This is a genomic window from Pseudomonas sp. VD-NE ins, from assembly GCF_031882575.1.
GTDB lineage: Bacteria > Pseudomonadota > Gammaproteobacteria > Pseudomonadales > Pseudomonadaceae > Aquipseudomonas > Aquipseudomonas fluorescens_BZ.
Genome location: NZ_CP134772.1, coordinates 6,115,588 through 6,136,882, shown reverse-complemented (window position 1 = coordinate 6,136,882; position 21,295 = coordinate 6,115,588). Strand labels below are relative to the sequence as shown.

The 21,295-nt window shown below is 60.1% G+C and carries 15 protein-coding genes; 3 read left to right on the top strand and 12 right to left on the bottom strand.

Going from position 1 to position 21,295, the window contains the following annotated elements; translation table 11 throughout:
* Window positions 1-160: 160 nt before the first annotated feature.
* The 8 genes from RMV17_RS27405 to betI all read right to left on the bottom strand — a co-directional run bounded on the left by RMV17_RS27405 (window position 161) and on the right by betI (window position 11,636).
* A complete protein-coding gene (locus RMV17_RS27405; RefSeq protein WP_150729903.1) occupies window positions 161-1,339 on the bottom strand; it encodes an NAD(P)/FAD-dependent oxidoreductase in 1,179 nt (392 codons plus the stop codon).
* A gap of 152 nt (window positions 1,340-1,491) precedes the next feature.
* Window positions 1,492-2,829 (bottom strand): ATP-dependent RNA helicase DbpA, encoded by a 1,338-nt coding sequence (gene dbpA, locus RMV17_RS27400; RefSeq protein ID WP_230669476.1) that lies wholly within the window; start codon window positions 2,827-2,829, stop codon window positions 1,492-1,494.
* A 128-nt stretch (window positions 2,830-2,957) separates the two neighbouring features.
* Complete coding sequence (mdtD, locus tag RMV17_RS27395; RefSeq protein ID WP_311883932.1) at window positions 2,958-4,385, bottom strand: multidrug transporter subunit MdtD; 1,428 nt, start codon at window positions 4,383-4,385, stop codon at window positions 2,958-2,960.
* A gap of 139 nt (window positions 4,386-4,524) precedes the next feature.
* On the bottom strand, window positions 4,525-5,862 hold the full coding sequence (locus tag RMV17_RS27390; RefSeq protein ID WP_311883930.1) for a TldD/PmbA family protein: 1,338 nt from the start codon (window positions 5,860-5,862) through the stop codon (window positions 4,525-4,527).
* Window positions 5,862-7,304 (bottom strand): TldD/PmbA family protein, encoded by a 1,443-nt coding sequence (locus tag RMV17_RS27385; RefSeq protein ID WP_311883928.1) that lies wholly within the window; start codon window positions 7,302-7,304, stop codon window positions 5,862-5,864. The genes RMV17_RS27390 and RMV17_RS27385 overlap by 1 nt, the downstream gene beginning before the upstream one ends.
* A 280-nt stretch (window positions 7,305-7,584) precedes the next feature.
* Window positions 7,585-9,288, bottom strand: a complete 1,704-nt coding sequence (gene betA, locus RMV17_RS27380) for a choline dehydrogenase (protein ID WP_077574840.1) — start codon at window positions 9,286-9,288, stop codon at window positions 7,585-7,587.
* Window positions 9,289-9,481: 193 nt separating this feature from the next.
* Window positions 9,482-10,954 carry a betaine-aldehyde dehydrogenase gene (betB, locus tag RMV17_RS27375; RefSeq protein ID WP_077574839.1) on the bottom strand — a complete coding sequence of 491 codons (1,473 nt, stop codon included), beginning with the start codon at window positions 10,952-10,954 and terminating at the stop codon, window positions 9,482-9,484.
* Between the two features lie 88 nt (window positions 10,955-11,042).
* On the bottom strand, window positions 11,043-11,636 hold the full coding sequence (betI, locus tag RMV17_RS27370; RefSeq protein ID WP_034153602.1) for a transcriptional regulator BetI: 594 nt from the start codon (window positions 11,634-11,636) through the stop codon (window positions 11,043-11,045).
* 486 nt (window positions 11,637-12,122) lie between these two features.
* On the opposite strand from betI, the gene RMV17_RS27365 reads away from it, so the two are divergent.
* A complete protein-coding gene (locus RMV17_RS27365; RefSeq protein ID WP_230669474.1) occupies window positions 12,123-14,063 on the top strand; it encodes a BCCT family transporter in 1,941 nt (646 codons plus the stop codon).
* Between the two features lie 371 nt (window positions 14,064-14,434).
* On the opposite strand, the gene choV is transcribed toward RMV17_RS27365, so the two are convergent.
* The 3 genes from choV to RMV17_RS27350 form a co-directional block, all read right to left on the bottom strand.
* Complete coding sequence (gene choV, locus RMV17_RS27360) at window positions 14,435-15,613, bottom strand: choline ABC transporter ATP-binding protein (protein ID WP_034153601.1); 1,179 nt, start codon at window positions 15,611-15,613, stop codon at window positions 14,435-14,437.
* Window positions 15,610-16,455, bottom strand: coding sequence for a choline ABC transporter permease subunit (gene choW / locus RMV17_RS27355; RefSeq protein ID WP_007962645.1), 846 nt, complete (start codon window positions 16,453-16,455; stop codon window positions 15,610-15,612). The genes choV and choW overlap by 4 nt, the downstream gene beginning before the upstream one ends.
* Window positions 16,456-16,521: 66 nt before the next feature.
* On the bottom strand, window positions 16,522-17,466 hold the full coding sequence (locus RMV17_RS27350; RefSeq protein WP_034153600.1) for a choline ABC transporter substrate-binding protein: 945 nt from the start codon (window positions 17,464-17,466) through the stop codon (window positions 16,522-16,524).
* Window positions 17,467-17,902: 436 nt separating this feature from the next.
* Here RMV17_RS27350 and RMV17_RS27345 point away from each other — a divergent pair, with 436 nt between their 5' ends.
* On the top strand, window positions 17,903-19,279 hold the full coding sequence (locus RMV17_RS27345) for an L-serine ammonia-lyase (protein ID WP_034153599.1): 1,377 nt from the start codon (window positions 17,903-17,905) through the stop codon (window positions 19,277-19,279).
* Window positions 19,280-19,835: 556 nt separating this feature from the next.
* Entirely contained in the window at window positions 19,836-20,939 is a 1,104-nt protein-coding gene (locus RMV17_RS27340) for a GlxA family transcriptional regulator (protein WP_007949927.1), read from the top strand.
* Window positions 20,940-21,027: 88 nt separating this feature from the next.
* Here RMV17_RS27340 and RMV17_RS27335 read toward each other — a convergent pair whose 3' ends face one another.
* Complete coding sequence (locus RMV17_RS27335; RefSeq protein ID WP_016983943.1) at window positions 21,028-21,291, bottom strand: hypothetical protein; 264 nt, start codon at window positions 21,289-21,291, stop codon at window positions 21,028-21,030.
* Window positions 21,292-21,295: the final 4 nt, after the last annotated feature.

Below are 21,295 nucleotides of genomic sequence, written 5' to 3'. Positions count from 1 at the left end.
AATCTTGAATGGTGCACATATCCTTGTGGGAGCTGCGGTGCGACGATTCGACTTGCCAGCGATGGCGGTCTGACATTCAACATTGATGTTGGATGTACCGGCCTCATCGCTGGCAAGCCAGCTCCCACAGGGATTGCATTTCACATTCGAAAGAATGGGATCAGGCGTACTGCGCGGCGGCGTAGCCGGAGGCCCAGGCCCACTGGAAGTTGAAACCGCCCAGGTGGCCGGTGACATCGAGGACTTCACCGATAAAGTACAGGCCCGGGCTTTTCAGCGATTCCATGGTCTTGGACGACACCTCGCGGGTATCGACGCCACCGAGCGTTACCTCGGCCGTGCGATAACCTTCGGTGCCGGCCGGCACCACTTTCCAGCTGCCCAGCTTCTCGGCAATTTCCGCCAGTTCGGCGTGGGTGTACTGCTTCATCGGCTTGGACACAAACCAGTTGTCCGCCAGCAGATTGGCCATCTTCTTGGTGAAAATTTCACCGAGCAGGGTTTTCAGCTCGCTGTTCGGGCGCTCGGCCACTTGCTGTTGCAGCCAGCTCGCCGCGTCGTGATCCGGCAGCAGGTTGATCTCCACGGTGTCGCCGGATTCCCAGAACGAGGAAATCTGCAAAATCGCCGGGCCGCTGAGGCCTCGGTGAGTGAACAGGATGTTCTCGCGAAAGCTCTGATCGTTGCAGCTGACCAGACAATCCACCGACGTTCCGGACAGCTCGGTGCAGAGTTCCTTGAGCTGATCGGTGATGGTGAATGGCACCAGCCCGGCACGGGTCGGCAGCAATTCGTGGCCGAACTGCTTGGCCACTTGGTAACCGAAACCGGTGGCGCCCAGCGTCGGGATCGACAATCCGCCGGTAGCGATCACCAGCGACTGGCACTGAACCTGTCCGAGTGTGGTGTCGAGCAGGTAACCGCTCTCGACTTTCTCAATCGTTTGAATCGACGTGTCTAGGTGCAGTTCGACGCCGACCTGATCGCATTCGGTCAGGAGCATTTCGAGGATGTCGCTGGATTTGTTATCGCAAAACAACTGGCCGAGTTTTTTCTCGTGGTAGGGCACGGCGTGTTTGCCGACCATGCCGATGAAATCCCACTGGGTGTAGCGCGCCAGCGCGGATTTGCAGAAATGCGGGTTCTGCGAGAGGAAATTGCTCGGCTCGGTGTACATGTTGGTGAAGTTGCAGCGGCCACCGCCCGACATCAGGATTTTCTTGCCGGCCTTGTTCGCGTGGTCGAGCAGCAACACCTGACGCCCACGCCCGGCGGCGGTCAGTGCACACATCAACCCAGCGGCGCCAGCGCCAATGATCACGACTTCGGTAGAGCGCAAAACGGTGTCCTCATGGTGGGTCGCTACAAAACAAACTGTGGGAGCGAGCCTGCTCGCGAAAGCGGTGTGTCATTCAACATGAATGTCGACTGACAGATTGCATTCGCGAGCAGGCTCGCTCCCACAGGGATCTTCTTTGGAGCGAAGATCGTTTACAAAATACGGACGCGCAACGAACGGCCCTTGATCTTGCCGTCGTTCAGACGCTGCAAGGCCTGCATGGCCACGGTGCGGTCCACGGCTACATAAGCCTGGAAGTCGAAGATGGCGATCTTGCCCACCTGCGCACCGGGAATGCCGGCATCGCCAGTCAAAGCACCCAGAATGTCGCCCGGACGAACCTTGTCTTTACGGCCAGCACCGATGCACAGCGTGGTCATCGGCGGTTGCAGCGGGGCGAGGCCTTGGGACTTGAGGTTATCGACCTGATCCCAGTTCAGCGGCGACTTCTGCAGCTGCTCAATGGCTTGCGCGCGGTGCGCTTCACCCGGAGCAACCAGGCTGATCGCGATGCCTTTCTCGCCGGCACGACCGGTACGGCCGACGCGGTGAATGTGGATTTCCGAATCGCGCGCCAGTTCGACGTTGATCACCATGTCCAGCGCATCGATGTCCAGACCACGGGCGGCGACGTCGGTGGCGACCAGTACCGACGTACTGCGGTTGGCGAACATCGCCAGCACCTGATCGCGATCACGCTGTTCCAGATCGCCGTGCAGGCCGACAGCGGAAATGCCTTTGGCGGTCAGGTGATCAACGGTTTCCTGCACTTGCTGCTTGGTGAAGCAGAACGCCACGCACGACGCCGGGCGGAAGTGGTGCAGGACTTTGGTCACTGCGCTCATGCGATCTTCCGGGGAAATCTCGTAGAAGCGCTGCTCGATCTGCGTGTCATCGTGAAACGCCTCGGCTTTCACCGTTTGCGGATCACGCATGAATTTCGAGGCCAGTTGCTTGATGCCCACCGGGTAAGTCGCGGAGAACAGCAGGGTCTGACGACGCTCCGGAGTCTTGACGATGATGTCTTCGATGGCGTCGTAGAAGCCCATGTCGAGCATGCGGTCGGCTTCGTCGAGGATCAGCGTGTTCAGGCCGTCGAGGACCAGCGAACCCTTGCGCAGGTGCTGCTGAATGCGACCCGGGGTGCCGACGATGATGTGCGCGCCGTGTTCCAGCGAAGCGATCTGCGGGCCGAACGACACGCCGCCGCACAGGGTCAGGACCTTGATGTTGTCTTCGGCACGGGCCAGACGACGGATTTCCTTGGCGACCTGGTCGGCCAGCTCGCGCGTCGGGCAGATCACCAGTGCCTGGCAACCGAAGTAGCGCGGGTTGATCGGGTTGAGCAGGCCGATGCCGAACGCGGCGGTCTTGCCGCTGCCGGTCTTGGCCTGGGCGATCAGGTCCATCCCCTTGAGGATCACCGGCAAGCTCTGCGCCTGGATCGGCGTCATCTGGGCATAACCGAGGGATTCGAGGTTAGCCAGCATGGCGGCGGACAGCGGCAGAGTATTAAAAGCGGTGGCGATGGTGGTCACGGGACTGGCCTGCAAAACAAAATGTCGCGCAGTGTAGCAGCCCCGTGCCACTTTCTTCGAAAGTTCTGGACGAACAGTGGTTAATGTTCGATGTGTTCTTCCGGGCGCTTGGCGCGGCGACCGTCTTCTTTCGACAGTTGCGAGAAGATCGTCGCGGCAAGCATAGCCATGATGCCGACGGTGACGAAGGTCAGCTGGAAGGCGCCGAGCACGGTTTCCACGCCATCGTTACCGATTTCTGCCGTAAACCCGCCGAGCAACGCACCGGCGCACGCCACCCCAAGACTCAGCGACAACTGCGCGACCACCGAGAGCAAGCTGTTGCCGCTGCTGGCGCTCGCATCGTCGAGATCGATCAGCGTCACCGTGTTCATCGCGGTGAATTGCAGCGAGTTGATCGCGCCGAGAATCGCCAGCAGACACAGCAACAACCAATACGGCGTCTGCTCGCTGACCAGGCCCATGCTCGCCAGCATGATCCCCAGCGCCAGGGTGTTGCCGGTCAGCACGATTCGATAGCCGAAGCGTTCGATCAGCGGTCGCGCCATCCATTTGGCGAACATCGCCGCAGCGGCCAGCGGCAGCATGCTCATCCCCGCTTGTGACGGCGAATAGCCCAGCGCCACTTGCAGCAGCAACGGCACCAGAAACGGCAAGGCGCCGCTGCCCAAACGCGCGAAGAGGTTGCCGAGAATACCAACGGCAAACGTGCGGGTCTTGAACAGCGACGGTGCGAACAGCGGGTTCTCGATGTGCCCGGCGCGCAACCAGTACGCCGCCAGACAGGCCATGCCACCGAACAGCAGCAACATCACGCGCAGATGCGGCAGGTGCAATTCGCCGAGGCCTTCCATGGCGATGGTGATCAGGATCATCGCCGCGCCGAACAGCAGGAAGCCGAGGCTATCGAAACGTGTGCGCTCGGTGCCGCGCAGGTCGGGAATGAATTTCCACACCGCATAGCAACCGATGACGCCGACCGGCAGGTTGATCAGGAAGATCCAGTGCCACGTCAGGTACTCGACCATCCAGCCGCCCATGGTCGGGCCGATCAGCGGGCCGAGCAGGCCGGGGATGGTGATGAAGCCCATGATCCGCACCAGTTCCGATCGCGGATAGGCGCGCAGGACCACCAGCCGCCCGACCGGCAGCATCAGTGCACCGCCCAGACCTTGAATGACGCGGGCGCCGATCAGCATGCTCAGACTGCTCGACAAGGCGCAGAGCAGTGAGCCGAAGCTGAACAGCAGGATCGCGCCGAAGAAGATTTTCTTGGTGCCGAAGCGGTCGGCGATCCAGCCTGAGGCCGGGATCAACAGCGCTACGGTGAGCATGTAGGCGATGATTACGCCCTGCATACGTAACGGATTTTCGGCCAGATCGCGAGCCATGGCCGGCAGTGCGGTGTTGAGGATGGTCCCGTCGAGGGACTGCATGAAGAAAGCGATAGCGACGACCCACGGCAACCAGCGGGCGGTGATGGCGTCGAGAGGCGGGCGGTTGGGCATGGAACCTCTTGTTGTCTGTTTGATGATCGTTCCCACACTCTGCGTGGGAATGCCTCAACGGACGCTCCGCGTCCGCTTTTGGCTGGGACGCAGAGCGTCCCGGGCTGCATTCCCACGCAGAGCGTGGGAACGATCGCTGTCAGAGGGTTAGCGTGAGTCGGCTAACTAACGCCCCCGGCAGCAATGCCGACGAGGTATTGCGCTGGCTGTACGTACTCGCCGACAGCAACAACTCACGCTCGGCGGTCAACGCTTCCAACTGCGAACCGAGCAGGCTGTAAGCGCTGTCGTCAAAGCGCATGGTGCTGACCGGCGCCTGGATCTCGCCGTTCTCGACCCAGAAGGTCGCGAAACGGGTCATGCCGGTCATGCGCGCGGCCGGTTGATCCGAGTAGTTCAGGTACCACAGGTTGCTGATGTACAGCCCGGTGCCCAACTGCTTGAGGATTTCTGCTTGCGACAGATCGCCCGCCGCCATGTTCAACGCACTCGGCATTTCACCACCGCCGGCGCCGTTGGCGGTCAGACCATATTCGGCTGCACTGCGCGAGCCAACCAGTTGATCACCGGCCTTGCCTTCGACGATCAGGCGCAGATCACTGCGCGGATAACCTTCGCCGGAAAACGCCGGGCTCAACGATTCGCTGACTTTTTCATCCAGCGACAGCAGCGGACTGAACGCCTGATCGCCGACATACAGCTTCTGCAACGGGCTGCTCTTGCTGGCAATCGACTGCGCCGAAAAACCGCCCCAGCTCAGCATGCCCATGATTTCTTCCAGCGCCGCTGGCGCCAGGTACGCGCGGTATTGCCCCGGTGCCAACGTGCGCAGCGGACGACCGAGAAATTCCAGTTGCTCGCGGGCCTGGCCGAAGCGCTTGGCGAAACCTTCGCTGCTCCAGTCATGCCCGGCGTAGCTGGCTTTCACCGCTTCGCCGTTCTCGTGGAACAGGCTGAAATCGAAGTTGAAGCTGTTGGCCTGATGCCAGCCGAACGCCCCCGCCGAACTGGCGAAACCACGGCTGATCGGGCCGGCCGCATAGAAGCCCACCAGATCCAGACCTTCAGCGGCAGTGCAGATTTCATCGACAACCTGTTCGGTGTCCGGCAGCGGATGCTCCTGCACATTTTTGCTCTGCCAGCCGTTGTGATTGAGCAGCAGATACGGATCCTGCGGCAGCAACGGCAGGGTTTCGCGCAGTTGTTGCAGGCCTTCGGCGAGGCGTCGCAGATCGCCTTCCTGATCACCGGAAAGGGTGACTTGCAGGTCGGCATGACGCCCGTCGTTGATCAGTTTCAGAACGATGTTGGCCTGCTGCACTTGCCCGGCCTGACGCACCTTGGCGTGATTGAACCGCACGAACGCCGAGGATTCGGCGGCAAAGCTGAGGGTGAACTGTTCCGGCTCGCGCACGCTGTCGCGCAGCCAATTGACCATGACCTTGAAGGCGTCGGACTGACTCTTCGAAATGCTCATCAGGCGTCTCCCCCAAATACATCAACGTTGCTGAAAACGCAGGCCGGCGAAGCGTGGCCGACGCGGATCACCTGGTTCGGTTCGCCTTTGCCGCAGTTCGGCGTGCCCAGCACCTTGACGGTGTTGGCGTCGCCGACGGCGCGCAGGCTTTTCCAGAAATGCGCGGAAATCGCCCGGTAGTTCGGGTTTTTCACCACACCTTTCAGTTCACCGTTTTCGATCAACTGGCCCCATTCACAGCCGAACTGGAATTTGTTGCGCGCATCGTCAATCGACCACGAACGGTTGGTGCTCATCAGAATGCCGTGCTCGATGCCTTCGATCAGCTTGTTCAGCGGCTGATCGCCCGGTTCGATATTGAGGTTGGCCATGCGGTCGATCGGCGGACGGTTCCAGCCACAGGCGCGGCTGTTGGCAACGCCATCGAGACCGGCGCGGAACTGCGACAGCGCCCCGCCCAATGGACGCAGCAGTAAACCATCACGAATCAGGAATTGTTTGCTGGCCTTGCTGCCGTCGTCATCGTGACCATAACTGGCCAGTTCTTCGGGAATGCCCGGATCGAACGTCACGTTCAACAATTTGGAACCGTATTGCAGGCTGCCGAAGTCGCTGGCTTTGACGAAACTGGTGCCGGCGTAATTGCGTTCATCACCGAGGATGCGGTCGAGTTCCAGCGGGTGGCCGATGGATTCGTGGATCTGCAGCATCATCTGATCCGGCATCAACAGCAGGTCGCGCGGGCCTGGCGGAGTGTTCGGCGCGAGCAGCAGTTGCAGCGCCTGATCGGCAACTTGCGGGCCGGCGCCGATCAAACCGCAGCGACTGATCACGTCAGCGCCGCCCTGTTGGCCGAAGTTCTCGCGGCCGAGGCTGCGGGTCTGGCTGTCGTTGCCGTCATAAGCGGTGACGTCGAGGCCTGGATAAATGAAGCGCTGGGCCTGGCGCAATTCAGCCCCGGCGCTGCTCAGGTAGATCTGTTCGACGTGGGTAATGCCGATGCTCACTTCCCAATTCACCAGGCGCTCATCCTTTGGTACCGAAGCGGATTCCGCGCCGAGCAGCTCGAAGCATTCGCTCAGGGATGGAAAGGCTTGTTCGAGATTGGGCGAAAAGTAATCAGCGCGATCGCTGGACACCGGCTGATCGCGCAGGTCGAGCAAGGCGTGCGGCTTGAGCCGGCGGGCTTGCTGTTCGGCGCGCTCGAGGGCGGCTTGCAGGCCTTGTTGCGACAAGTCATTGGTCGCGGCATAGGCTTCAACGCCGTTGACGCGAGCGGTGAGCATCGCCCCTTCGTCGCGGCTCAGGCTCGGCGGTTCGGCGACGTTTTTACGCACCGACAGATACTGGCCGGATTCGCGTACGTATCGCAGGGAAAAAAACTCAGCGCCCGTGCGCAAGGCAGCGAAGCGCTGCTTGAGCTGGGGGTGAAAATCGAACATTCGGGAACCTCCTTGTCAGGGGGAAGCGGTAGAGCAGCGGCGGGGAGGGGGTGAAACGGTTGCGCGAGGTCTAGAGTAGGCCTGCGTGGGGGTAGGATCAAGTGAAGAGGGGGTGTAGGGGGATTTACTGTGCAGCGAGGGAATTTGTGCTGAATCTCAGGGCCCCATCGCTGGCAAGCCAGGCTCCCACAGGTTTTTTGCTGAACACATTATGTGTGTACGACACAAAACCCTGTGGGAGCTGGCTTGCCAGCGATTAGCCTTGATGCGCTATCAAGTCTTACTGAGCAGCCGGGGTGATATCACGCATCGGCTTGCCCTTTACCGGCGCATCGCCCGCAACGTAGTACGGCGCGGTGCTACGCGGCAGTGGCTGGCGGCCACGGATCTTGTCGGCGATTTTCTCGGCGATCATGATCGTCGGCGCGTTCAGGTTACCGGTGGTGATGATCGGCATGATCGAGGCATCGACCACACGCAGGCTCTGCATGCCGTGCACGCGACCTTCGCCATCCACTACAGCCATCTCGTCGGTGCCCATCTTGCACGAGCAGGACGGGTGGAACGCAGTTTCGGCGTGCTCGCGGATGAACTTGTCCAGCTGCTCATCGGTTTGCACTTCGATGCCCGGGCTGATTTCGCGGCCACGGAAGGCGTCGAGTGCCGGCTGCTGCATGATTTCACGGGTCAGGCGGATGCCGTCGCGGAATTCCTGCCAGTCTTGCTCGGTGGCCATGTAGTTGAACAGGATGCTCGGGTGCTGGCGCGGGTCTTTCGACTTGGCCTGGATGCGACCCCGGCTTGGCGAACGCATGGAACCCATGTGCGCCTGGAAACCGTGCTCTTTCACACCGTTGCTGCCGTTGTAGTTAATCGCCACCGGCAGGAAGTGGTACTGAATGTTCGGCCATTCGAATTCCGGACGCGAACGGATGAAACCGCCGGCTTCGAACTGGTTGCTGGCGCCGATGCCGGTGCCGTTGAACAGCCACTCGGCACCGATGGCTGGCTGGTTGTACCAGAGCAGCGACGGGTACAGCGAAACCGGCTGGGTGCAAGCGTATTGCAGGTACAGCTCAAGGTGATCCTGCAGGTTTTCACCGACGCCCGGCAGGTCGTGAACCACTGGAATATCGAGCGACTTCAGCAGTTCGGCAGGGCCGACACCGGAACGCTGCAGAATCTGCGGCGAAGCGATGGCGCCGGAGCACAGCAGCACTTCTTTGCGTGCTTTGGCTTCAACACGCTCTTCGGCGTCGCCGACCAGGTAACGCACGCCAACGGCACGCTTGCCTTCAAACAGAATCTTGTCGGTCAGGGCGTGGGTGACGATGGTCAGGGTCGAACGCTTCTTGGCGACGTCGAGGTAGCCACGCGCGGTGGAAGCACGACGGCCGTTCGGCGTGACGGTGCGGTCCATCGGGCCGAAACCTTCCTGCTGGTAACCGTTCAAGTCTTCGGTGCGCGGGTAACCGGCCTGTACGCCAGCCTCAACCATGGCGTGGAACAGCGGGTTGTTGCCAGCCTTCGGCGTGGTCACGCTGACCGGGCCTTCACCACCGTGGTAGTCGTTCGGGCCGATGTCGCGGGTTTCGGCTTTGCGGAAGTACGGCAGGCAGTCGAGGTACGACCAGTTTTCCAGGCCTGGCAGTTTTGCCCAGCCGTCGTAGTCCATCGCGTTGCCACGGATGTAGCACATGCCGTTGATCAGCGAAGAACCGCCGAGGCCTTTGCCGCGACCGCATTCCATCCGGCGACCGTCCATGTGTGGCTCTGGATCGGTTTCGTACGCCCAGTTGTAGCGACGACCTTGCAGCGGGAATGCCAGTGCTGCCGGCATCTGCGTGCGGAAGTCGAAACGGTAGTCCGGGCCGCCTGCTTCAAGCAGCAGAACGGTGACGCCGGCGTCTTCAGTCAGACGGGTCGCAAGTGTGTTACCGGCCGAGCCGGCACCGATGATGATGTAATCGAATTCTTGGGACATTGAATGCACCCTCTTTGATAGTGGTCAGGTCGGACCTTGGCGAGTGCTGTGCACTCGAATCGCTGGCAAGTCGAGCCGTCGAACCGCAACTCCCACAGGGATTGGGGGCTGCCACAAATTGGATGGACAACTCCAAACCTGTGGGAGCGGGCTTGCCCGCGAAGAGGCCTTCGCGGGCAATGCAAATCTCGGGTTAGAACACCGAAACGTAATCGCCCAGCTCGACCTGTACCGATTTGATGCGGGTGAAGTTGTTCAGCGAGCTGATCCCGTTCTCACGGCCAACACCCGACTGCTTGTAACCGCCGACCGGCATTTTTGCGTCGGACTCGCCCCAGGCGTTGATCCAGCAGATACCGGCTTCCAGTTGATGAATCACGCGGTGGGCGCGGTTCAGGTCTTTGGTGACGATACCGGCGGCCAGGCCGAAGTCGGTGTCGTTGGCGCGGCGGATCACTTCTTCTTCGGTCTCGTAGGAGAGGATCGCCATCACTGGGCCAAAGATTTCTTCACGAACGATGGTCATGTCGTCGGTGCAATCGGTGAACACGGTCGGCGCGACGAATGCGCCTTTGGCGAATTCGCCGTCGGTCAGACGGTCGCCGCCGCACAGCACGCGAGCGCCTTGCTCTTTACCCTTGGCGATGTAGCCCAGCACGCTTTCCATGTGTGCGAAGCTGACCAGTGGGCCGAAGTTGGTGTTTTCGTCTTCCGGGTTGCCGACGCGGATGCGTGCAACGCGTTCAACGATCTTGGCTTCGAAAGCGGCTTTCAGGTGCGCCGGAACGAACACGCGAGTGCCGTTGGTGCAGACCTGACCCGAGCTGTAGAAGTTGGCCATCATCGCGGTGTCGGCAGCGCGATCGAGGTCGGCGTCGTCGCAGATGATCAGCGGGGATTTGCCACCCAGTTCCATGGTCACGTCTTTCAGCGACGAAGCCGATGCGCTGGCCATAACCTTCTTGCCGGTGTCGGTGCCGCCGGTGAAGGAGATTTTTTCGATGCGCGGGTGCTCGGTCAGCCAAGTGCCGACTTCACGGCCGCTGCCGGTCAGGACGTTGAACACACCGTTTGGAACGCCGGCTTCGGTGTAGATCTCGGCCAGTTTCAGGGTGGTCAGCGAGGTGACTTCGCTTGGCTTGAAGATCATCGCGTTACCGGCCGCCAGGGCTGGAGCGGATTTCCACAGGGCGATCTGGATCGGGTAGTTCCATGCGCCGATACCGGCGACCACGCCCAGCGGCTCGCGACGGGTGTAGACGAACGAAGTGTCACGCAGCGGGATCTGCTCGCCTTCGATCGCTGGCACCAGGCCTGCGTAATATTCCAGCACGTCAGCACCGGTAACGATGTCGACGTACTTGGTTTCGGAGAAGGATTTACCAGTGTCCAGGGTTTCCAGCGCGGCCAGTTCATCGTTGCGCTCGCGCAGGATGTCGACGGCACGACGCAGGATGCGCGAACGCTCCATGGCGGTCATCGCGGCCCAGATTTTCTGGCCTTTCTCAGCGCTGACCACGGCGCGCTCGACGTCTTCCTTGGTCGCACGTTGCACCAGTGCGAGGACTTCACCGTTAGCCGGGTTGATGGCTTCGAAGGTGGCATCGCTGCCGGCGTCGGAGTACGCGCCATCGATGTAAAGTTTTTGCAGTTCGAAACGGGCCATAGTGTCCTCGCAAGTGCATTGGTGGTTGGCGTTGACCACCGCGGTGAGGCTGCGGTGGCGTTCAGGGGCCGAGCGTTTTCTGTGTGCTCTAGCTCACCTTCTTGGCCAATTGGAAATCCATGTATTCGTAAGCGATCTGTTGCGCCTGCGCCGTGTCGAAAGCGTCTCCCGACAAAGCGCCGCGCAACCACAAGCCGTCAATCAACGCTGCCAGGCCACGCGCGGCGGTGCGCGCATCTTCGAGCGGCAACACACGGCGGAACTCGCAGCACAGGTTGGAATACAGACGGTGATCGTTGATCCGCTGCAACCTGTGCAAAGACGGCTGGTGCATGCTGGTGGCCCAGAAGGCCAGCCAGGTTTTCATTGCCGGGCCATTGACCTGGCTGGCGTCGAAGTTGCCTTCGATGATCACCTGCAGATGCGCCCGTGGGCTGTCATCTGCCAGCGCCTGACGGCGCGCGGTGACGCTCTCGCTGAGGGCGGTCATCAGATACCGCATCGTGGCGGCAATCAGGCCGTTCTTGTCCTGAAAGTAATGACTGATGATGCCATTCGAGACACCGGCCAAACGGGCGATCAGCGCAATGCTGGCGTCCCCCATTCCGACCTGATCGACCGCCTGCAAAGTGGCTTCGATCAGTTGTTGGCGGCGGATGGGTTGCATACCGACCTTGGGCATCTTGCACATCTCCTTAGGCCTTCCGAGCGGCGAATGACGCCTATCGGATTGACGGCCAGTCTATTTTGTTTTGATTGAACGTTCAATCAACAAAGAATAAGATCTGCGACAAATCGTCGCTGCCTACAGATTTTTCCTACATGTAAGTGGCGATAAATCCGACATCCAAAAATGCTCGAAACCTGTATGGGGCATGGCGCGGCTCGCGATTCGATGGACGTGTTGAAAGGGCAAGACGCTCAGGGCCAGGTTTCGGATGAACGTCCGTCCACCTTCGGCCACGAAAGCGATTCGCAGCGCCATTTCGGCAGGTTCGGGCTTTTTTCGGGATGTCTTTATATCACCCGCCGGTCGGCTGCCAACTAACCGATTGGTCGGGTTCCGTGTTGCCTTGTGTTCTTCTCTCGCACTGCCTGGAGCATTTGTGCCATGAGTTCTGCCTCGCTTATAAAGACCCCGCCCGAGAAGGTGACGGTCAACGGTTGGGTGTTTTACACCTCTACCGCGCTGATTCTGTTGTTGACCGCCATTCTGATTATCGCCCCGCAAGAGGCCGGCAGACTGTTGGGTATCGCCCAGGCCTGGTTGTCGCGCAGCTTCGGCTGGTACTACATGGTGGTCATCGCCGCCTACCTGGTGTTTGTGGTGGGCCTGGCGTTTTCCTCGTACGGCAAACTCAAACTGGGCAGCAAGGACGACACCCCGGATTTCAGTTACGGCGCCTGGGCGGGGATGCTGTTCTCGTCGGGTATCGGTATTTCGCTGTTGTACTTCGGCGCATCCGAGCCACTGGATCACTACTTCAATCCGCCGGAAGGCGCATCGGCCAGCAACATGGCTGCGCGTCAGGCAGTACAACTGACCTTCCTGCACTGGGGCCTGCACGGCTGGGCGATCTATGCACTGGTCGGCTTGGCCGTGGCGTACTTTGCTTACCGTCATAACCAGCCGCTGGCGCTGCGTTCGGCGCTGTATCCACTGGTGGGCGAGCGTTGGGTCAAAGGCGCGGCCGGTCACGCGGTGGACGGCTTCGGCATGTTCGTGACCCTGCTGGGGCTGGTGACCAACCTGGGGATTGGTTCGCTGCAAGTGTCGTCGGGGCTGGAAAACCTGTTTGGCATGGAACACAGCAATACCAACCTGTTGATCGTGATCATCGTGATGAGCACCGTGGCGACCATCGCTGCCGTGTCCGGCGTGGAAAACGGCATCCGTCGTCTGTCCAACCTGAACATCGTGTTGTTCAGCGGTCTGCTGATTTTCGTGCTGTTGTTTGGCCCGACTTTGCACCTGCTCAACGGCTTCGTGCAGAACATCGGTGACTACCTCAATGGCATCGTGCTGAAAACCTTCGACCTTTATGTGTACGAAGGCGATAACGCCAAGTCCGAGCGCTGGATGGGCCTGTGGACCCTGTTCTACTGGGCGTGGTGGATTTCCTGGGCGCCATTCGTAGGCATGTTCATCGCGCGTATTTCCCGTGGTCGTACTGTGCGTGAACTGGTGGCTGGCGTGCTGTTGATTCCGCTGGGCTTCACCCTGGCCTGGCTGTCGATCTTCGGTAACTCGGCACTGGACCTGGTGATGAACCATGGGGCGGTGGAACTCGGCAAGACGGCGCTGGAACAGCCGTCGATGGCGATCTATCAATTGCTTGAACATTACCCGGCGTCGAAAGTCGTCATCGGTGTGTCGATCTTTGTTGGCTTCGTGCTGTTCCTGACCCCGGCCGACTCCGGCGCGGTGATGATGGCGAATCTGTCCTGCAAGGGCGGCAACGTTGACGAAGATGCGCCGCACTGGCTGCGGATTTTCTGGTCGGTGGTGATCACCCTGGTGACCATCGGTCTTCTGTTCGCCGGTAACTTTGAAGCCATGCAAACCATGGTGGTACTGGCCGGTCTGCCGTTCTCGGTGGTGCTGGTGTTCTTCATGTTCGGCCTGCACAAGGCGATGCGCCAGGACGTGCAGATCGAACAAGAGCAGGCGCAACTGGCGGAGCGCGGTCGTCGTGGTTTCAGCGAGCGTCTGACGCAACTGGACCTGCAACCGAGCCAATCGGTGGTGCAGCGCTTTATGGACAAGCAGGTCAGCCCGGCGCTGGAAGATGCCACCGCGCAAATGCGTGCGCAGGGTCTGGAAGTGCAGACGTTGTTGGGTAAATCCAAGCGCTGCATGGGTGTGCGCGTCGAGATGGAAGAGGGCAACCCTTTCGTTTACGAAGTCAGCCTGGACGGCTATCTGGCGACCCCGACCGAATCGGCGCAGTCCGATGAAGCGCGCCAGCGTTACTATCGCGCCGAGGTGTATCTGCACAACGGCAGCCAGGATTACGACCTGATGGGCTTCACGCAGGATCAGATCACACGCGATGTGCTCGATCAGTTTGAAAGCCATCGGCAGCTCCTTGGCCGGGTGTATAGCTAAAGTCAAAAGCCCCCTCACCCCAGCCCTCTCCCTAAGGGAGAGGGGGAAAGGGAGCAGATCGGGGGCTTTTCAATGCCTGAGTTCGACTCAATATTTCAATGCCAGCCACAACCCCCTCACCCCAACCCACCCGCAACGTCGGACCGCCCGGAGGGAGAGGGAGCTGACCGAGGTGTCTTGCGCTATACGCCGACTTGAAAGATCGAGTCGATTATGGATTCGGTGAAGCAAGATCAGGTCGGTGTAGATCTGCAGCATCCCCCGGTCAGTCCCCTCTCCCTCTGGGAGAGGGCTAGGGTGAGGGGCTTTTCCCTGACCCAACAAAAAGGGATCGCTCACCGCGATCCCTTTTTGTTATCCCACCTGGCGCATTACCCGAGATTCTTGCCCAGCAGCGCGTGATACAGCTCACTGTCGCCCAGAATCCCCACCACGTGATTGTCATCGTGCAGCACCAGCTTGTTGCCGGTCTGATAACGAATCTGCAGCGCATCGCGCATACCAATGTTCGAATCCACCAGCGTCGGCTTGCGCTCCAGGCCCTCCACCGCTTGCCCCGGTGCCCAGTTCTGCAGGTTCAGCACCGAACCATTCTGCCGCGCGCCTTTGATGGTGTTGCCTTCGGCCAGATCCAGCCACGAATCGCCGCCCGGATCCAGGCACACCGAACCGTTGATGCGTTTGCACTTGTCCAGTGTGCGCATCAGGCTGCGACCGCAGAGCACATTGAGCGGATTGGTGTGCGCCACGAACGTACGCACATAGTCGTCCGCCGGGTTCAGCACGATCTCTTCCGGCACGCTGTACTGGATGATCCGGCCGTCCTTCATGATCGCGATGCGGCTACCGAGTTTCAGCGCCTCGTCGAGGTCGTGACTCACAAAGACAATGGTCTTGCTCAGCTTGCGTTGCAGTTCCAGCAGTTCATCCTGCAGGCCTTGACGGATCAGCGGATCGAGCGCCGAGAACGGTTCGTCCATCAACAGAATGTCGGCATCCATCGCCAGCGCCCGCGCCAGACCGACACGCTGCTGCATGCCGCCGGAGAGTTCGTCAGGCTTCTTGTTGCGCCATTGGGTCAGGCCAACCAGTTCGAGTTTTTCATCGACCAGCTTCTTGCGTTCCTTCTCCGGACGACCCTGCATTTCCAGACCGAAACTGATGTTCTCGCGTACCGTCAGCCACGGCATCAGGGCGAACTTCTGGAACACCATGGCGATGCGTTTGGTGCGCATCATTTTCAGCTCGGCCGGGGTGCAGGAGGCGATGTCGATCTGGCGGTTTTCATGCTCGACGAACAGCTTGCCGCGGCTCACGGTGTTGAGGCCGTTGATGCAGCGCAGCAGGCTCGACTTGCCCGAACCGGACAAGCCCATCAGCACGCAGATCTCGCCCTTGTTGATGTCCAGCGTGGCTTTTTCCACGCCGACGATCTGTCCGGTCTTCTTCAGGATCTCGTTGCGGGTCATGCCCTGATCCAGCAGCTTGAGCGCCTCGCGCGGGTCTTTGGAGAAGATTACGTCGACGTCTTCGAAGCGAATTATGCTCATGCGTCACCCCCTACTTTAGCGTCGGGTTGTTTGCAGATACGGTCGAGCATGATCGCCAGCAGTACGATCGCCAGGCCCGCTTCGAAGCCCAAGGCGATATCAGCAGTGTTCAGTGCGTTGACCACCGGTTTGCCGAGTCCGTCGGCGCCCACCAGCGCGGCGATCACCACCATCGACAACGACAGCATGATGCACTGGGTGATGCCGGCCGCGATGCTCGGCATGGCGTGAGGCAGTTCGATCCGTGAGAGCAGTTGGCGACGCGAGCAGCCGAAGGCCTTGCCGGCGTCCATCAGTTCTTGCGGGACATCGCGGATGCCCAGGTAGGTCAGGCGGATCGGCGCAGCGATGGCGAACACCACCGTGGAGATCAGGCCCGGTACCACACCCAGCCCGAAGAGGGTCAGGGTAGGAATGAGGTAAACGAAGGTCGGTACGGTCTGCATCAGATCGAGTACCGGACGCATTAAAGTGTAGAACATCGGTTTGTGCGCGGCGACGATGCCCAACGGCACGCCGATGACCACGCAGACCAGGGTCGCGAACATGACCTGGGCGAGGGTTTCCATGGTTTCCTGCCAGTACCCCAGATTGAGGATCAGCAGAAAGGAAGCGATGACGAAAACGGTCAATCCCCATTTGCGCTGGATGAAATGCGCGAGCAGGGCGATGAGGCCGATCAAGACAAAAGGGTTGAACCAGGTGAGCGCAAACGTCACGCCGTGGATCATCGTTTCCAGTGTCACGGCGATTGCGTCGAAAGTGCTGGCGCCGTGTTGCGTCAACCATTCAACGAAGCCCGCGATGTACTGGCCTAGAGGTATTTTCTGATCAATCAGCATGGTAGTGAACGTCCGCATGCGAGGAAATAAACAGCCTGGGTGGGCGAGCCCACCCGGCATAAGCGATTACTGAAGCTTGGCTTTCACGGCCTCCAGGCCAGGTTTACCGTCAATGGTGGTCACGCCAGCGAGCCAGGTATCGAGCACTTGTGGATTCTTTTTCAGCCAGGCCTTGGCGGCCGCGTCAGGCTTCATCTTGTCGTCGAGGATGTTGCCCATCAGTTCGCTTTCCATGTCGACGTTGAACTCCAGGTTCTTCAGTAACTGACCGACGTTGCTGCATTCCTCGGCGTAACCCTTGCGGGTGTTGGTCGCCACGGTCGCAGCACCGAAATCGGGGCCGAAGAAATCATCGCCACCGGTCAGGTATTGAATCTTGAAGCGCTTGTTCATCGGGTGTGGCGCCCAGCCGAGGAAGACTACGGCGGTGTCGCGTTTTTGCGCGCGATCAACTTGCGAAAGCATGCCCGCTTCCGATGATTCAACCACTTTGAAACCGGCGGTTTTCAGGCCGAAGGCGTCCTTGTCGATCATGCTTTGGATCAGCCGGTTGCCGTCGTTGCCAGGCTCGATGCCGTAGATCTTGCCGTCGAGCTCTTTCTTGAATTTGGCGATGTCGGCGAAGTCATGCAGACCTTTGTCATACAGGGCTTGCGGCACGGCGAGGGTGTACTTGGCGCCCTTGAGGTTGGTGCGCACGGTTTCCACGGTGCCAGCGTCGCGGTAGGCCTTGATGTCGTTTTCCATGGTCGGCATCCAGTTGCCGAGGAACACGTCCATGTTCTTGCCGTCGGCCAGCGACTTGTAGGTCACGGGCACGGAGATCATGGTGGTCTTGGTCTTGTAGCCGAGGGCGTTGAGGACAACGGAGGTGGTGGCGGTGGTCGCGGTGATGTCAGTCCAGCCGACATCGGAGAAGTTAACGGTACTGCATTGCGCCGGTTCTGCAGCTTGCGCCAGTAACGGCAGACTCAGCATGGCGGCCAACAACAACGACGGGGAACCTTTCATGGATGGACTCCTTGGTGTTTTTTTTGGCAGTGTTCCGACTGTGGACCACCGCACTTATAGGTTGCGGTTGGATGGCGTTCTGGAGACAGCTCTACCACGGCGCCTTGCAATCGAGTCATAACGATCATGTACCAGTGAAAATCTGACGCCTACAGGGGGGGTCGTATCCAGTACAGGGATGGTCGCATCCAGTGTCAGTGACGTCGCTTACAGCTTTTTTCAGCCCCCAATGGCCATCTGAACCGTATAAAAACGGCGAAAAACCGGGGCGAAAACCGCGCGGCGCTGGTGGACATGAGTGCGTCGGTGTCAGACGCCGTGCGCTCCGACAAAAGCCTGATGATGCGGGCATTCCGGCGGATCGCAGCTTGAGCGTAGCAGCTCCGCCAGCGGGCGCTTCACGCCCCGGACCGGCATCCTCAGGAGCTCTGCAGCAATGGCTATCAGCGTTTTCGACCTGTTCAAAATCGGCATCGGCCCTTCCAGTTCCCACACCGTCGGGCCCATGCGCGCCGCGGCGCTGTTCGTCGAGTCGCTACGGGACAAGCACCAGCTGGAACAGGTGCGCCGTATAGAGGTGCAATTGTTCGGATCGCTGTCGGCCACGGGTATTGGGCACGGCAGCGACAACGCGGTGATCATGGGTTTGATGGGCGAGTGGCCGGACGCAATCGACCCGTCGCAGATCGGCCCGCGCATCCAGGCCCTGCGTGAAACTCACACACTGTTATTGGATGGTCGCTTGTCGGTGCCGTTTGTCTGGGCGCGGGACATGCGCCTGATCGACGAGAACCTGCCGTTCCACCCCAATGCGATGACGATTGTTGCCGAGGGCGATCACGGCGAGTTGCACCGCGACACCTACTATTCGGTGGGCGGCGGCTTTGTCGTGGATCAAGCGCAAGCGTCCAGTGGTGTGGTCGATCTGGATCGCACTGAACTGCCTTACGACTTTTCCAGCGCGGTCGAGCTGCTGGAACTGTGCAAAAAGAACAACCTGCGCGTCGCCGAACTGATGATGGCCAACGAAAAGGTCTGGCGCAGTGAAGAAGAGATTCGCGCCGGGCTGATGAAACTGTGGCGGGCGATGCAGGATTGCGTCGAGCAGGGGCTCAAGCACGAAGGCATCCTGCCCGGCGGTTTGAATGTGCGCCGGCGTGCGGCGAAGTTGCACCGCAGTCTTCAGGAATTGGGCAAGCCCAATGTGATCGGCTCGACCCTCAGTGCCATGGAGTGGGTCAACTTGTTCGCCCTGGCGGTTAATGAAGAGAACGCGGCGGGCGGGCGCATGGTCACGGCGCCGACCAATGGCGCGGCGGGGATCATTCCGGCGGTGTTGCATTACTTTATGAAGTTCAGCGAAGCGGTGACGGACGCCAACGTGGTCGACTACTTCCTCGGTGCGGCGGCGGTGGGGATTCTGTGCAAGAAGAATGCGTCGATCTCGGGCGCTGAGGTTGGCTGTCAGGGTGAGGTCGGTTCGGCTTGCGCAATGGCGGCGGCGGGGCTGGCGGAGATTCTCGGCGCCACGCCGGAGCAGTTGTGCAACGCAGCGGAGATTGGCCTGGAGCATAACCTTGGGCTGACCTGCGATCCGGTCGGTGGCCTGGTGCAAGTGCCGTGCATCGAGCGCAATGCGATCGCCGCGGTGAAAGCCATCAACGCGGCGCAGATGGCGTTGCGCGGCGATGGTCAGCATTTTATCTCGCTGGACCGGGTGATCCGCACCATGCGTGATACCGGTGCTGACATGCATGACAAGTATAAAGAGACATCGCGTGGTGGATTGGCGGTCAGTGCTGTGGAGTGCTGAGACCGCGTTGCCCCCATCGCTGGCAAGCCAGCTCCCACAGGTTCCGAGGTGATACAGATATCTTGATCACACAGAAAATCCATGTGGGCGCTGCGGTGCGACGATTCGACTTGCCAGCGATGGGGCCAGACCAGTCAAAATTGCTCATCAAGTGAACACAGACAATAAATCACGCCACCTTTTAGCGCGTCGCAAACAGATAAGAGTCTTTCCCAGCTGTTACATGCATTCAGCACCCCCTACCGTCCGTCACCCGTGCTTGCGGTGACACTCCCCACAAACTGCGCGCAGGCCAGTTCCCACAAGTGCTACCGATTTGCTCACACGCCTCGGGGCAGGGCGCTCAGCAACACTAATGGCACTTCGAAACACCTTTCGTCGGACGGCTCGTATAGACACGTCGCGACGTCGTTTTCAGGAGTTATTGAACAGCCATTCAATTTTAGGCATGGCAATTGCTCTGTCATAACAAAGCCCGTCTCCCACGCGAGAACGCTGGCAATAACAAGAGCCTCCGCCTGAGGCCATCACCCGCTTTGTGTGAGGAGATACCGCGATGACGTCGTTCAACTCCGGGGCCCAACCCCAGAACCGTGCGCCTCAATCCATCGGCTTTCTGCTGCTGGACAATTTCACGCTGATTTCTCTGGCCTCCGCAGTAGAACCTCTACGCATGGCCAACCAATTGTCCGGTCGCGAGCTGTATCGCTGGAGCACCCTTACCGTCGATGGCGGCCAGGTGTGGGCCAGTGACGGTTTGCAAATCACACCAGATGCCTCCATGCACAAAGCGCCACCACTGGACACTGTGATCGTCTGCGGTGGTATCGGTATCCAACGCACTGTCACCCGCGAACACGTTTCATGGCTGCAAAGCCAGGCGCGACAGTCCAAGCGCCTCGGCGCCGTGTGCACCGGCAGTTGGGCGCTGGCTTGCGCCGGGTTGCTCGACGGTTTCGATTGCAGCGTGCACTGGGAATGTCTGGCGGCGATGCAGGAAGCTTTCCCGCGCGTGGCCATGAGCACCCGTTTGTTCACCCTCGACCGTAACCGTTTCACCAGCTCCGGCGGCACCGCGCCGCTGGACATGATGCTGCACCTGATCAGCCGCGATCACGGCCGTGAACTGTCCGCCGCGATCTCGGAGATGTTCGTCTACGAACGTATCCGCAACGAACAGGATCACCAGCGCGTGCCGCTCAAGCACATGCTCGGCACCAACCAGCCGAAGCTGCAGGAAATCGTCGCGCTGATGGAAGCCAACCTCGAAGAGCCGATCGACCTCGACGAATTGGCGGTTTACGTCGCCGTGTCGCGTCGACAGCTGGAGCGGTTGTTCCAGAAATACCTGCACTGCTCGCCGTCGCGCTATTACTTGAAGCTGCGCCTGATCCGCGCGCGACAACTGCTCAAGCAAACGCCGATGTCGATCATCGAAGTGGCGTCGGTGTGTGGTTTCGTCTCCACGCCGCACTTCTCCAAGTGTTACCGCGAGTACTTCGGCATTCCGCCGCGTGACGAGCGCGTAGGCTCCAACACCACCCAGCAAGTGGCGATGCTGCCGCTGCCGCAGGCGATCGTGATGTCGCCGCTGTCGGGGCCGATGTCGGCGTTGAGTCAGGCGCGTAATGAATCGACGTTTGCCAGCGTAAGGCTGTAAGGCAAAAGATCGCAGCCTGCGGCAGCTCCTACAGGGATATGCGTTCCAATGTAGGAGCTGCCGAAGGCTGCGATCTTTTGATCTGCTGTCAGGCGCTATGGCTTTGCTGATAGTCCGCCAATGCCGGCAGTAATTGTTTGTCGATCGCCTGACGCACCGCCGGCTGGATGCTGGCGCCGCTGGTGTACATGTCCTTGACCATCTTGCGCAGTTCAAACGCGCGAACATTATCCAGACCGCGCACAGCGCACTCGCAAGCCTGATCGGCGGTCGTGCCACTGGGCACTTGAATACCCAACGCCTTGAGCTGGCCCAACAAATCTTCCTGATCGATCAAATCGGCATACATCATGACG